This window comes from Paraburkholderia sp. BL10I2N1, assembly GCF_004361815.1.
Lineage (GTDB): Bacteria > Pseudomonadota > Gammaproteobacteria > Burkholderiales > Burkholderiaceae > Paraburkholderia.
Window position 1 is genome coordinate 2,612,626 of the sequence record NZ_SNWA01000002.1, and the last position, 13,384, is coordinate 2,626,009.

General features: G+C 62.5%; 14 protein-coding genes. 8 read left to right on the top strand and 6 right to left on the bottom strand.

Annotated features, from left to right (window positions below):
• Window positions 1-81: 81 nt before the first annotated feature.
• Window positions 82-2,097, bottom strand: a complete 2,016-nt coding sequence (locus B0G77_RS34070) for a VTT domain-containing protein (RefSeq protein WP_133666199.1) — start codon at window positions 2,095-2,097, stop codon at window positions 82-84.
• Window positions 2,098-2,155: 58 nt separating this feature from the next.
• Window positions 2,156-2,905, bottom strand: coding sequence for a Crp/Fnr family transcriptional regulator (locus B0G77_RS34075; RefSeq protein ID WP_133666200.1), 750 nt, complete (start codon window positions 2,903-2,905; stop codon window positions 2,156-2,158).
• A gap of 224 nt (window positions 2,906-3,129) precedes the next feature.
• Here B0G77_RS34075 and B0G77_RS34080 point away from each other — a divergent pair, with 224 nt between their 5' ends.
• The gene (locus tag B0G77_RS34080) at window positions 3,130-4,821 is read left to right on the top strand and encodes an acyl-CoA synthetase (RefSeq protein ID WP_133666201.1); all 1,692 of its coding nucleotides are present in this window, start codon (window positions 3,130-3,132) and stop codon (window positions 4,819-4,821) included.
• A gap of 50 nt (window positions 4,822-4,871) precedes the next feature.
• Here B0G77_RS34080 and B0G77_RS34085 read toward each other — a convergent pair whose 3' ends face one another.
• Complete coding sequence (locus B0G77_RS34085) at window positions 4,872-5,813, bottom strand: LysR family transcriptional regulator (protein ID WP_133666202.1); 942 nt, start codon at window positions 5,811-5,813, stop codon at window positions 4,872-4,874.
• A 131-nt stretch (window positions 5,814-5,944) separates the two neighbouring features.
• Here B0G77_RS34085 and B0G77_RS34090 point away from each other — a divergent pair, with 131 nt between their 5' ends.
• Both B0G77_RS34090 and B0G77_RS34095 read left to right on the top strand, forming a co-directional pair.
• Window positions 5,945-6,736: a carboxymuconolactone decarboxylase family protein gene (locus tag B0G77_RS34090; protein WP_133666203.1), complete on the top strand. Its 792-nt coding sequence runs from the start codon at window positions 5,945-5,947 to the stop codon at window positions 6,734-6,736.
• Between the two features lie 201 nt (window positions 6,737-6,937).
• Window positions 6,938-7,135, top strand: a complete 198-nt coding sequence (locus B0G77_RS34095; protein ID WP_133666204.1) for a DUF3562 domain-containing protein — start codon at window positions 6,938-6,940, stop codon at window positions 7,133-7,135.
• 181 nt (window positions 7,136-7,316) lie between these two features.
• On the opposite strand, the gene B0G77_RS34100 is transcribed toward B0G77_RS34095, so the two are convergent.
• The gene (locus tag B0G77_RS34100) at window positions 7,317-7,580 is read right to left on the bottom strand and encodes a DUF4148 domain-containing protein (protein ID WP_133666205.1); all 264 of its coding nucleotides are present in this window, start codon (window positions 7,578-7,580) and stop codon (window positions 7,317-7,319) included.
• Entirely contained in the window at window positions 7,577-7,936 is a 360-nt protein-coding gene (locus tag B0G77_RS34105; RefSeq protein ID WP_133666206.1) for a hypothetical protein, read from the bottom strand. Before B0G77_RS34105 ends, B0G77_RS34100 begins: the two co-directional genes overlap by 4 nt.
• Between B0G77_RS34105 and B0G77_RS34110 the strand changes: the two genes are divergently transcribed.
• The 3 genes from B0G77_RS34110 (at window position 7,920) to B0G77_RS34120 (ending at window position 10,132) form a co-directional block, all read left to right on the top strand.
• A complete protein-coding gene (locus B0G77_RS34110; RefSeq protein WP_133666207.1) occupies window positions 7,920-8,615 on the top strand; it encodes a transcriptional regulator in 696 nt (231 codons plus the stop codon). The genes B0G77_RS34105 and B0G77_RS34110 overlap by 17 nt on opposite strands.
• A 129-nt stretch (window positions 8,616-8,744) precedes the next feature.
• The gene (locus B0G77_RS34115) at window positions 8,745-9,263 is read left to right on the top strand and encodes an RNA polymerase sigma factor (RefSeq protein WP_133666208.1); all 519 of its coding nucleotides are present in this window, start codon (window positions 8,745-8,747) and stop codon (window positions 9,261-9,263) included.
• Window positions 9,260-10,132, top strand: a complete 873-nt coding sequence (locus tag B0G77_RS34120; RefSeq protein WP_133666209.1) for an anti-sigma factor — start codon at window positions 9,260-9,262, stop codon at window positions 10,130-10,132. Before B0G77_RS34115 ends, B0G77_RS34120 begins: the two co-directional genes overlap by 4 nt.
• Window positions 10,133-10,207: 75 nt before the next feature.
• On the opposite strand, the gene B0G77_RS34125 is transcribed toward B0G77_RS34120, so the two are convergent.
• On the bottom strand, window positions 10,208-11,137 hold the full coding sequence (locus tag B0G77_RS34125; protein ID WP_133666210.1) for a LysR family transcriptional regulator: 930 nt from the start codon (window positions 11,135-11,137) through the stop codon (window positions 10,208-10,210).
• Window positions 11,138-11,420: 283 nt separating this feature from the next.
• Here B0G77_RS34125 and B0G77_RS34130 point away from each other — a divergent pair, with 283 nt between their 5' ends.
• Complete coding sequence (locus B0G77_RS34130) at window positions 11,421-11,897, top strand: DUF305 domain-containing protein (protein WP_243751331.1); 477 nt, start codon at window positions 11,421-11,423, stop codon at window positions 11,895-11,897.
• Window positions 11,894-13,384, top strand: a complete 1,491-nt coding sequence (locus B0G77_RS34135) for a beta-propeller fold lactonase family protein (protein WP_133666212.1) — start codon at window positions 11,894-11,896, stop codon at window positions 13,382-13,384. The genes B0G77_RS34130 and B0G77_RS34135 overlap by 4 nt, the downstream gene beginning before the upstream one ends.

A 13,384-nucleotide genomic window follows, 5' to 3' on the forward strand; every position in this document is an offset into this window, starting at 1 on the left:
GCGAGTCGCCGGAACTGGTGTGTCAGTACGCTCGCGACTGACGCATCGCGACACGGTTTACCCCGCAGTCATACCCGCGCATCATTCCCCCTTCGACGCGATGAGCGTCACCGTCACGCCCTGGCAGCTCTCGTTGCGTGCAACCTGCAGGTCGCGCCAATGCATGGTATTACCGTCCCCGAGCATCATCGGATTGTCCCGTTCATCCGGGCGTAGCACGTTGAACGGCCACGATGGACGCCGTAGCCGTTCATGCACGACCGAGCCGAGCCAGATGGGTGTCGGAGGCAGGCCGCCAGGTTGTTCGACTGCGTACACCGTGGGCCAGAGCCGTAGCACATCGCGCTGGTCGGCGGTAGCGTACGCGCGCGCAAACACGAGCGTGGAAGGTTCGCCGTTGTTCAGCCTCGGCAGCGCGGGAAGGTCGATGGCCGCGACGTTCGGCGACACGAGCGACAGCACGCTGCGCGTGGAAAGTGGCGCGCCTCGCGTCCAGCCGCGCTCGAGCAGTTTGGCCGTTATCTGGGTCGAAGTCGCGGCCCACTGGATGGTGATAGGTTCGCGCGGGTCGCCCTCCATGTTGGATCGATAGCACGAGAACAATTTCCAGACCGTATCGGTCCATTGAGCGGTCGTCACGACAATGGCTGACGGCGTCTCCGCGGAGGCAGATTGTTCGCGTCGCCCCGTTCCCGGCTGCGCTGCAACGCTCGCGCAAATCACGACCAGAACCGCCATCGGCATGAGCGGCCGCCCGACGGGTTTCGACGGAAAGCGCCAGACCGCGGTCAGCGCGACGGCGAAGACCCAGACAGCCGCGAGGGCCGCGCCGCCCACCGCGTCGGTAAACATAAACCGCCCGTTATAGAGTCCGGCAAGTGCCACCCCGGTCACGATGGCGACGGTGGAGGTTGCAACCAGCACGCCCGTCAGGAGGCCTACCCGCCGCACAAGCAAAAAGGCGAGAAAGCCGTAAATGACCACGGTCGCGGCCACATGGTCGCTGGGAAACGTATGAAAGCCGGGTCCGAACGCTGTCAGATGCGGGCCTTCGCGCGCAACCTGGATCGAGAAAACCAGCAACTGGGAAAACACGACGGCGATGAGCCAGTAAGCAACCGTGTGCCAGCGGCGCTCGACCACCATCCAGACGACGACCAGAACGACCAGCGACGCCAGCGTGGGTACGCTGCCGAGCATTGAGACTACCGACAAAAGCGCGTCGCCCCACGACGAATGAAACGACTGCAGGAACCGGTAAACCGACATGTCCATCTGGACGACCGGATTGCCCTGCGTCACGTCCCGCAGCGTCGCAAAGAACACGGCGCCAGACACGAGTAGCAGCACGGAAATCGTTGCGATGAGTCCGGTGGCGGGATTGGCTGGGTTGAGAAAGCGCAGCACGAGCCGGTGGGCCCGTGAGTCCGGCTTACGGCGTGCCCAGTTGAGCACGCGCTGCCTTGAAGAGTAGGTCCAGGCTTTCGCATGGGACAGGCCAAGGCGGGCCAGCTTGAACGTTATCCATCCCGCTGCAACGACAACCGCGACTACGACCGCAAGTCGGAAGGACACCGCGCCTGCCAGTTCGATCGATGCGCCGAACACAACGCCTGGAAGAATATGCACCGGCGCCCAGAGCAGGGCCGAGGCGATATTGACTGCAAGGAAGCGCGCCGGCCGCATGCCCAGCATCCCCGCCACGACAGGAATAATCGCTCGCAGAGGCGCTATAAACCTCGCGAACACCACGCTTTTGGCGCCATGCATTTCGAAGTACTTTTGCCCAGCGAAAAGCAGGCCCGGGTGGGTGCGAAATGGCCACAACTGCGTGATGGTTGCCCTGTGACGGGCGCCGAACCAGTAGCTGGCTGCATCGCCCGCCACCGCGCCGACGATGGCGCAGACCATGACCCATCCCAGATTCAGTGCGCCCGCGCCGACCAACGCGCCCGCCAGGAACATCGCGGTGCTGCCGGGAACGAACGTGCCGATGAACGCGATGGATTCGAAGGAGGCCGCCAGAAACACGACCACGAACGCCCAGCCCGGATTGGCGGCCAGAAGATGCAGCAGTTTGAAATAGGCATGCTCCATCAGCGCCTCCGCAGCAGCGCTGTGCCAGCCATGCTCCTGTCAGGGATCCGGCCGCGTGTCACATTTGCTCCCGTCCATACGCAGACAGTCCGGCTAGATCGAGCACCTCAATCTGGTTGTACGAAAGCCGGACCAGACCGGCTTTCTCGAGGCCCTGCAACGCCTGATTGATCCGTTGCCGCGATACGCCGGCCAACAGTCCGACTTCTTCCTGCGAGATCGCGAGGACGCGGCCGGTCTCGGGATACAGATCCGGGTTGAAGAGTTGCGCGAGCGCCTGCGCCACTCTCGCGTCGACATCGAGCAGGCGGCTGTTCTGGATCGACGCGATGAATTCGCCCATCCGGTTGTTGAGCTGATGAATGACAAAGCCGGTGAAGGGCAGACTGGTAGAAAGCAGTTCATGGAATGTCGCGAGCGGCACGAACATCACAAGCGAGCGCTGGATGGCCACGACGTCGTATTTCCGGAGTTCGCGCTTGATCACGCTGCCTTCCCCGAACCAGCCGCCCGGAGGCACGCCGGACAGTGTGCAGCTGCGTCCCGACGTATTGTAGATGGCCAGTTTGAGAAGCCCGGAGTGGACCCCAATCCAGTAGTCGGAAGGCGCGCCGCGATGTGCCACCCACGCGCCGCTTTCGCGATACTCCGCATGCGAAGTCGCAAGCACCCGTTCCTGATGCCCGGCAGCCAGTGCGCGGAACCAGGCGCACGAAGCAAACAGCGCGGCCACGCTGAACCGTCCGGTTTCCTCGGGCACATCCGGCTCGTCGCGGGTTGAGACGGGCGGGTTGTCTGTATCGTTCATGGTTATCGGACCGGTGCAAACTGCAGGCAGCAATGCTGCGGCACTGCGAGGGTAACGCAGGAGCAGTGCCGGGGGTAGCAGCAACGTGGGCGCGGGACAGGCCCGCATGCTGCGGAGCAACGGGACTCTGTCATCGCGGTGACAGACAGCCGTCGGCGATGTCGCTACGCTAGATAAAATACCCGAAAAACACGAGCGTACGCAAAATCAACGGAGACAAGGTCATGCCGAATATTTTCGAGGACGGACTGGGGCAGTGCGAGGCGAACCACGTGTCATTGACGCCGGTCGATTTCATCGCCCGTGCCGCAGAAGTTTATGGTGAGCGTCTCGCGGTCGTCCATGGGGACGTACGCCGAACCTGGGGCGAAACGTACGACCGCGTGCGGCAGCTGGCCGACGCGTTGCGTCAGGCGGGCGTGCAGCGTGGCGACACCGTCGCCGTCCTGCTGCCGAACATCCCGCAGATGATCGAGGCGCACTTCGGCGTGCCCATGCTCGGCGCGGTGCTGAACGCGCTGAATACGCGGCTCGACGTCTCGTCGATGTTGTTCATGTTGCGGCACGGCGAGGCGAAGGTGCTGATCGTCGACACCGAGTACGCTGAACTCGCGCATCGGGCATCGCTTGATTTTCCGGATCTCACGATCATCAGCGTGAGCGACGTGATGCCTGCCGACCCCGAGCGCTTTGCTCGCGCAACCGATTACGAAGCCTTCCTCGCAAAGGGTGACGCGGCCTTTCGCTGGACGCCGCCGGCGGACGAATGGGAGGCGATCGCGCTCAACTACACGTCCGGCACCACGGGCGACCCGAAGGGCGTCGTGTATCACCATCGAGGCGCGTATCTGAATGCGCTTAGCAATATTCTCGAATGGGACATGCCGAAGCACGCCGTGTACCTCTGGACGTTGCCGCTCTTTCACTGCAACGGCTGGTGCTTTGCATGGACCGTCGCGGCCCGTGCGGGCGTCAACGTATGCCTGCGAAAGTTCGATGCGAAGCACGTGTTCGAGCTGATTCGCCGCGAAGGCGTCACCCACTATTGCGGTGCGCCGATCGTGCAGAGCGCGCTTGCCAATGCGCCCGCCGAGTGGCGTGAAGGAATTGACCACGTCGTGCGCACGATGGTCGCGGGCGCCGCGCCTTCCCCTGCGGTGATCGGCAAGATGAAGGAGATCGGCTTCGACCTGACGCACGTGTACGGGCTCACCGAGGTCTACGGCCCCGCAGCCGTATGCGCGAAACAGGCCTGCTGGGACGAACTGGGCGACGACGAGCGCGCCCGGCTGAATGCCCGTCAGGGTGTCCGCTATCACCTGCAGTCGGGTGTCGCGGTGCTCGATCCCGATACGCTCGAGCCGGTGCCGAACGACGGCGAAACGCTTGGCGAGATCATGTTCCGCGGCAACATCTGTATGAAGGGTTACCTGAAGAATGAACGGGCAACCAGCGAAGCGTTTCGCGGCGGCTGGTTCCATACGGGCGATCTCGGTGTGCTGATGCCGGATAACTACGTCCGCATCAAGGATCGAAGCAAGGACATCATTATTTCGGGTGGCGAGAATATCTCCAGCATCGAAGTGGAGGACACGCTGTACCGGCATCCGGCAGTATCCGTCGCGGCAGTCGTGGCGATGCCGGATCCGAAGTGGGGCGAAGTGCCGTGCGCCTTCGTCGAACTGAGGGACGGTGCGCAGGTGACCGCCGAAGAAATCATTGCCCATTGCCGGTTGTTTCTGGCCGGTTTCAAGCTGCCCAAGATGGTGTGTTTCGGCGAGCTGCCGAAGACATCGACCGGGAAGATCCAGAAGTTCGAGTTGCGTGCGCGGGTGCGCTCCGGCAGCGCGATCGATCTTGCCGGCGATTGCGGGACTGCTGCGCAGGATCAGGCGTCACGCAAGGAGGGGAGCTAGGTAGTGAGCGCGGCGGCTGCGCAACGGCCGCCGCCGCGTTCCTGAACGGCTTATCCCTTCGACCCGACCCGCCTGCTGCGTGGCCGCTGCGTCTCTGCGATGCCGCGCTGTGTGCGCAGCACATCAAGCAATACAGTAAGCGCGGGATTCGTCGTGTCCGGCAGCCACGCCAGCGCCACCTCGATACGCAGTTCGGCCTGCTCCTTCAATTCGCAATACACGACGCCCGCCCGCGCAATCGATTTCAGCGATGAAGGGATCAGTGCAACGCCTTCGCCGGCTGCGATCAGGCTGAGCAGCACGTGATGATCGGCGGGCTCGGCCACGCGGGACGGATTGAAGCCGCGCGCCTGAAACAGCTTCTCGAAGTGATCGAAGTAAGCAGGATTGATGCGTCGCTGCGGCCAGAATAGCGTGTCGCCGGCGAGTTCCATGAGCGAGATGCGCCGGCGTTTGCTCAACGCATGATCCGCGGGGAGTGCGACGACCAGCGGGTCGACGAGCAGACGCTCGACGATGAGGCCGTCGGTCTCGGTTGGGAGGCCGATCAACGCAGCGTCGAGCGCGCCGCGGCGAATGTCCGCGACCGACTCCTGCGAGTACTGACGCTTCTGCACCAGTCGCAGCGACGGCTCGCGCGCCTTCAGCGCGGGCTGTAGCGAGGTGAACAACGCCGGATCCAGAACCGTTGTGATGCCGAGCCGGAGTTCGAGTCGCTGCTCCGCCCGCTGCCTCACGCGCGCCAGCATCGTGTCGGCATCCCCGAGCAGCTGGCGGGCTTCCTTCAGAAGATGCGTTCCCGTCGACGTCAGCAACACGCGAGCCCGGTCACGATCGAAGAGCCGTGCGCCGACGATCTCTTCGAGGACCTGGATCTGTCGCGTCAAAGGCGGCTGCGTGATCGAAAGACGCTCCGCGGCGCGGCGAAAACTCAGTTCCTCCGCGACGGCGACGAAATACCTGAGTTGCCAGAGTTCGACTCGAGCCTGCATGAACGTGTCCGCGGAGTATCTGATACCCGAAAGGTATCACGCCGAAGGCATTGGCGCATCCTGGGCGGGATCGCTATCTTCCTTGTCGACGGGCCGGCAGTGACGCACGGCACGACTTTCCAGAGGACACGATGAACGACGCTCAATCAACCATGACGCTCGGCCGCGAATATCTCGCTGCGATTGAAAAGACCCATCAACCTTCGATCGTCGACGCGCTGAAAGACGTTGCGCCGGATCTCGCCGGCATGGCCATCAGCTTCGCGTATGGCGAGATCTATGCGCGTCCGGGGCTCGATCTGCGTGAACGTCAGCAGGTAACCGTGGCCGCGCTCGCATCGATGGGCGGCGCTGAGCCGCAACTGAAATTCCATATCGCCGGGGCGTTGAACGTCGGCTGTACGCCTGAGGAAATCGTCGAACTGATGACGCATCTTGTCGTGTATGCGGGCTTTCCGGCAGCACTGAACGGCGTGTATGCCGCGAAGGCCGTGTTCGGCGAACGGGGCGTTACGGTAAGCGCAGAACCGTTCGCCTCGGGGCAAACGCGGTACGCAGACGGCCTTGCGTGCCTGCGTGCGATCGATGGCGCGGTGGGCGAGCGTGTGATCGAGTCGCTCAAGGACATTGCGCCCGACCTCGGACGTTTCATCATCGAATTCAGCTTCGGCGAAGTTTACCGGCGTCCCGCTCTGGACCTCGTATCGCGCGAACGGGTAACGGTCGCCGCGCTGGCGGCTATGGGTAGCGCTACGCCGCAACTCAAGGTTCATATGCATGGTTTCCTCAACGTCGGCGGCACGCGTGCACAACTGGTCGAGATCGTCACGCAGATCGCTGCGTACGCCGGATTTCCTCGTGCGATCAACGCCGCCCTCGCGGCAAAAGACGTGCTGAACGATCGCGAGCACGCTAGCCACTAGCGTCTGGAAATCCGCAAAGATGTGAGGAATCTGGAAGCTTGCGGGAAGCTTGCGAATTCCAGCCGCGAATCGTTCAGAACCTGAGGAATATTCCAACCGGCCCCTTGATAGCTTGATTCAATTTGCATCCCGATGTGTCGCATCCTCTAATGAATATCCGCAGTCGTTTCCCTGGATTGTCCAACCCCCGGAGAGCGCCCCATGGCAAAGCCGAACGTTGAGGAAGTCGTAGAGGAAATTGCCCGACAGACCCATACCCCTCAGGAAACCGTGTCCAGAATGTATGCCGACACATGGGCGCAGTACAACGAGGGCGCTGTGATACGTGACTATCTCCATGTGCTCGTCGCTAAACGCGTACGCGAAAATCTCCGCAACGGCTCCGGCGGAAAACACTGACGCCCGCCGGCTGTAGAAGGAACTTCGACATCTCACCTCAATACGCCGCGCTTTCCACGGTGTAATAGTCGGGCTTCTTTCAGACCATAATACGATCCGGATTGCTTGCCCTCGCAAGCGGCACAATCAACCGAAGGAAGAACTGGCCTGCCCGCGGCGCAGGCCAGTCCGACACGCAAGCTCAGTGGCTTCCCGCGGACGCCGCACCGCTTTTCGCGGGCGCGGCCGCGTTCTGCTGGGCGAGGCGCTCCGCTTTCATCCGCGCAACCAGCGGTGCATAGATCGGGTTCACGTCGGGATAGGAGGTATCGGTCACGTAGTTGAGGCCGTTCTGTTGCGCTTCGATCAATTCCTGATAGACCTGTGCGCGCGTCTTGCCCTGGGCAAATGCACTTGACGAGGCGAGAACGGCGAGCGAAAGGGTAAGCATGGCGAGAGTCTTCATTTCCAGCTCCTGAGCGTGTTGTGCGGTATGCAACCCGTAGAACACGACTTCAGCGCCATAAATTCCCGTTTCAAGGATGAAGAATTAAACGGGATCGATTGCGCATTTGATTTAAAGAGGATATCGAAGTAAGTTTGAATAAGCGGGAATAAAGCTCTGCGATCCTGAGTCAACCATCCACGATGGGCGAGCGTCGTAAAGCACTGCGCGTGCACGGAAATCAACGCGAGAATATGTCGGCGGAATGGAATAAATCGACCCGCGTCGTGTTCACAGGGTGACAGCAATTTTTTCAGCAAAGCAGACATGCGACCTTCCCGCTCCACCGCCGAATCCGTCTTGTCAGAAACCGACATTCAGGCTTTCGTCGACGGACTGCTTGCGCCCGAGCGCGCCGCGCAGATGCGGCGCTATCTGCACGACCGGCCCGACGAAGCACGGCGCGTCGCTTTCTATGGCAAGCTGAACCGGCAGATGCAATCCAGCTTTCAAAATACCGACGATGAGGAGCGTACGCCGTTCTCGTCTCTCCGGCTCTATGGCGCGTCGTTGGCCGGCAGCCTGCGGCGCCGTGCGCGGGTCATCGCGGCGGTCTTGCTGGTGATGCTATTGGCGGCGGGTGCCTTCGTATGGGCGGCGCACGTCCCGGACGACGCACTGGATGCGGCTGCGATCATGGCGCTCGAACGCGCCACGGCGATGAAAGCGCCGCCGGATCCCGGTGTAGATGGCCGCACCCTTGCCGCCGCGCCGGATCTCTCCAGTGTCGGTCTGCGCGCCATGGGCGCGATTTCGCAGAGGGTCGGTCCATTTGCGCTTGCCAGCGGATTCGTCTACCGCAATCCGGCCGGCGAGCTGGCGGTCCTGTTATCGGTGCCGGACCTGACTGCGACGGTGCAACCGCATTGGCAGGCGCGCCGGGTCGGCGCAACCCGGGTGCTGAACTGGACCACCGTGCGTACCAGATTCGTGCTCGCCGGCCGTGCCGATACGCGGGGGCTGATGCGCGGTGCCGATCTGATGGCGCAGCACTGAGCACGGCACCCAAGCGAAACAAAAAATCCGGAACGCGGGAATAAACGGCCATAAACGGTGTTTGCCCGCTATCTATTCATGATGCGTCTGCGTGAGGCGGCGCCGGGGCTGACAGAGAAAGGAAGGACGATGAACGTCCGTGACGGATTAATGGATCACGTGCCGCGGCTGCGGCGCTACGCACGCGCGCTGATCAACAACCGCGACCTGGCAGACGACCTGGTTCAGGACACCCTTGAGCGCGCGCTTCGCAATGCCGGACAGTTCAGGCCGGAGACGGATCTTCGCGCCTGGCTGTTCACCCTCATGCACAACGTGTTCGTCAATCAGGTTCGCAAGGCCGGTTCGCGCGCGGTCCACGTGTCAGTCGACGACGAAGGCCTGCCGGAAGGCGAGTGGGCCGTGGCGGGTAACCAGTCGCAATCGCTGGAAGTGCGCGATCTCGACTACGCGTTGCAGCGTTTGCCTGATGACCAGCGTGAAGTGGTGCTGCTCGTCGGCCTCGAAGAAATGAGCTATGCCGATGTGGCGCTTGCCCTGGGTGTGCCGATCGGCACCGTGATGTCGCGTCTTTCGCGTGGCCGCGAGCGGCTGCGCGCATTGATGGCGGGCACGCAGCCGGGCGCGAAATTAAAGGTGGTGCGATGAACGAACAAGGAACCCCGGGCACGCCGGTTAGCGAGGAAGAACTGCACGCCTACGTTGACGGTTCGCTGGCTGCGCACCGTCGCGACGAAATCGACCGGCTGCTGGAAAGCAACCCCGAACTGGCGGCGCGCGTCAGCGACTATTTCTCGCTGAACAATATGTTTCATGAACGCTACGACCGGATCCTCAGCGAACCGGTGCCACCCCGTCTGCGTCCGCCGGCGCGCAGGCGCTGGCTCGACGCGGCGAACTGGCCGCAGTTCGCCGGAATGGCGGCGGCGCTGATACTCGGCATCGGCATCGGTTTCGGCACCAACATGGGCATGGGCCGCCATGCGACGTTCGCGGGCACGGGCGGCGATGTATCTGCCCGTCGGGTGAGTGCGGACGCCGCCGAGGTGTTCGCCCGACAGTCGGCGATCGCGCATGTGATGTACGCGCCGGAAGTGACACGGCCTGTCGAAGTGGGCGCGGACAGGGAACAGGAACTCGTGAAGTGGGTATCGAACCGTCTTGGCACCAACGTCCGGCCGCCCATCCTCACGCGCACAGGCTTCGAACTGATGGGCGGTCGGCTGCTGCCGGGCGACGACGGTCCGGTCGCCCAGTTCATGTATCACAACGAGAAGGGCGAACGCATCACGCTGTGCATCTCCCACCGCAAGGTGAGTTCGGATACGACCGCGTTCAAGTTGTATGAGGACGGTCCCGTGAACGTGTTCTACTGGATCGACGGCGATTTCGGGTATGCGGTGTCGGGCGGTATCGACCGCAAGGTGCTGCTCGAACTCGCACACGATGTCTATGCACAGTTGACCGCGGAGGGCGCCGTGCCGGCAGATTCCGCCACGCCGAAGACCACGGATTGAAATATCCTCAGGTGAACCTGTACGCGTAGGGAGAGCGCACCGCTGAAGCAGGCGTTTCAGCGGTGCGCCAGGCGCTCAAGACTCGCTATCGCGCACAGGGCTGCCGGTCAGCTGCACGACGAAATCGAAGAAAGCGCGGACCTTGGCGGGCGGATGATGCCGCGACGGGTAGAGCGCGTAGAGAGGAAACCGTTCGTCGGGCCAGTCGGGAAAGAGGTCGACCAGCTTGCCGCTCGTGAGCCATTGTTCGGCTCCAGGGGAGAGAATCTGTGCGATGCCATGGCCACCGAGACACTGTGCGTACATCGTGCCGACGTCATTGACCATCAGGCGGCTGCGCGCCTTGATGACGATCTTCTTCCTTCCCCGATGAAATTCCCACGGATAGGCACGTCCCGTCTCCGGTTCGCGGAAATCGAGGCACACGTGCGGCTCGCGTTCGAGGTCCGTGGGTGCGAGCGGGCGTCCAGATCGCTTGATGTACGCGGGTGAAGCGACGGTGATGACGCGTGTGTCGAGCAGCTTGCGTGCGATCAGCGTCGAGGCGCGCGGCTCGCCGAAACGCACGGCCAGATCGAAGCCATCCGCCACCATGTCGCCGAGGTGATCGCGTGTGACGACATCGAGCTGAAGATCGGGATAAGCCTCCACGAATGCGCCGAGACGCGGCCCGAGAAAGATGCGCGAGAAGAACATATCGACATTGACGCGAAGCCGTCCGCGTACGGCAGTGCGGCCTTCCGCTGCCGACGCAGCCGCTTCTTCAAGGCCGCTCAGTAGCGGCAGGATCTGCTCATAGAAGCGCCGGCCTTCGTCGGTGAGGGTGACCGACCGCGTGGTCCGGTCGAAAAGCCGGATGCCGAGCCGCGCTTCGAGCCGGGCAACAGACCGGCTTACGCCTGACTGCGACATGTCCAGCGCTTCTCCGGCCGCGACGAAACTGCCGCTGTCGACGATCGCCGTCAATACACCCATTCCGTTCAACATGCGTTCGTCGAAAGCCATCGGTGTCGCCTTTGCCGCAGATCAAGTGGTTGCCATGCTATCGCGCGCGAAGTCCATGCCTCTACGACTCATGACCTCACGGCATTCATTGAGCGCGATACATGCTCTCTCGAGTATAGCGTTCGAGTGTACTGAACGGTTTTCCAGCGGCACAGCCGGCTTAAACGGGCATGAAAACGCAACCGAAGTGCGGAATAATCTCTTCGAAGCTGTGTTCACCTCTCTGACACCGACGCTTCAGATCGAGGAGAAGAGTCTTATGCGATCCCCACTGAGTTCATGCATGCACCCGATAGTCAGCATCGTGGTTGCGTGTGCTATGTCGGGCCCGCTCGGCCAGGCCGCGTTTGCAGCCGGATCGCATGCGGCGAGCCCTGACGAAGCGGCCTATCTATCGGAGAACGACCGCGCGATGACGAAGATGATGGATGACATGTCCATCAAGCCGACCGGTGACATCGACAAGGACTTCGTCGCGATGATGGAGCCGCATCACCAGGGCGCCATCGACATGGCGAAGGCCGAACTGCGTTACGGACACAACGAACAGCTGCGCCGCATCGCGCAGGAAATCATCGTCGAACAGCAACAGGAAATCGTCGCGATGCGCGTGGCGCTGGGTCAACCGTTGCCACCGGCCGCACCTGCACCCGATCAGCCGTCTGCGGCACACCCTGCGTCTCAAGCCGCACCTTCGATGTCCGGTCATGGCATGAACAGCATGCACATGAACATGAACCCGCCCAAGGAGTCCCAATGAAACACATGTCTACTCTCGCCACGATGCTGTCGATTACAGCGATGGCCGTCGCGCAGTTCGCATGGGCCGGCCAGGCGCCGGGCGCATCGTCCGATCCCGACGTGCCGATGAGTCACCACGATCGCGTCTACGCAGCCGAGCAGTTTTCGAACACGGTGTCGGTGACCGATCCGGCCGACAACAGGCTCGTCGGTGTCATTCGTCTTGGCGATCCGTCGCCGGGCAACTTCAGCCCGCTCTATCGCGGCCAGGTGCTCGTGCACGGCATGGGCTTTTCACCGGATCACCGCACGCTTGCAGTGGTGTCGATCGGCTCGAACTCGGTGACGTTCATCGATACGCAGACCAACGCCGTCAAACATACGACGTATGTAGGCCGTTCGCCGCACGAGGCCTTCTTCACGCCTGACGGCAGCGAAGTGTGGGTGACCGTGCGTGGCGAAAACTACCTATCGGTGATCGACGGCAAGACCTTCGAGGAGAAGACGCGCATCATCGTGCCGGCCGGTCCGGGCATGCAGATATTCTCGCCTGACGGCAAGTACGGTTACGTGTGTTCGTCGTTCAATCCGGAAGTCGACGTGATTTCCGTGGCTGACCATCAGATCGTCGGCAAGGTGAAGCAGGCGAGTCCTTTCTGCCCGAACATTGCCGCGACGCCGGATGGCAAGCAGGTGTGGTTCACGCTCAAGGATGTCGGCAAGACGCAGGTTTTCGACGCCCGCCCGCCGTTCGCGTTGCTCAAGACAATCGACACCGGTCCGATCACGAATCACGTGAACATCGTGCGCAACGCCAAAGGCATGTTCGCGTATGTGACGGTAGGTGGTTCGAACATGGTGAAGGTATTCCGCACCGATGACTACTCGCAGGTCGCGGCCATTCCGGTCGGCAGTCTGCCGCACGGTATCTGGCCATCGGGCGATGGCAGCCGCGTCTACGTGGGCCTCGAGAACGCCGATGCATTGACCGCGATCGACACGCTGACCAACAAGGTCGTCGCGACGGTGCCGATCGGTCAGGCGCCGCAGGCGGTCGCCTATGTGCCGAACGCCGTGCCCGAAGGCGACGGGACGCAGAACCTGCAGCCGCTTGGCGTGGCAGGGCAGGCCGCGCATCTGGTGTTCGTGCCTGCCGGTGCGGCGAAAGCCGGCAGCACGACGAATGCCCCGGCAAATGCCCCGACGAGCGTGACGCTTTTCGATCAGGGGCTGCTGCAGGTGCTGCAGGCGTCGGTGACCGGCCTCGAGCCCAAACAGCCCTACGTGCTGGGTCTCACCGATGCGCCGGATGGCAGCGGCAACGTCGAGCCGCTGGCGAACTTCATGACGAACCCGGCGGGCTCGGCCATCGTCAACGCGATTGGACAGATCCGCCAGGTGGTGACGACGGGCGATGCAGCGGCGAAGGACCAGCGCCGCTATCTGGTGATTGCGCCGTCAGTGGCAGGCAAGCCGGGTGCGCCGGTTCAGGTTCAGGCGCAGTAG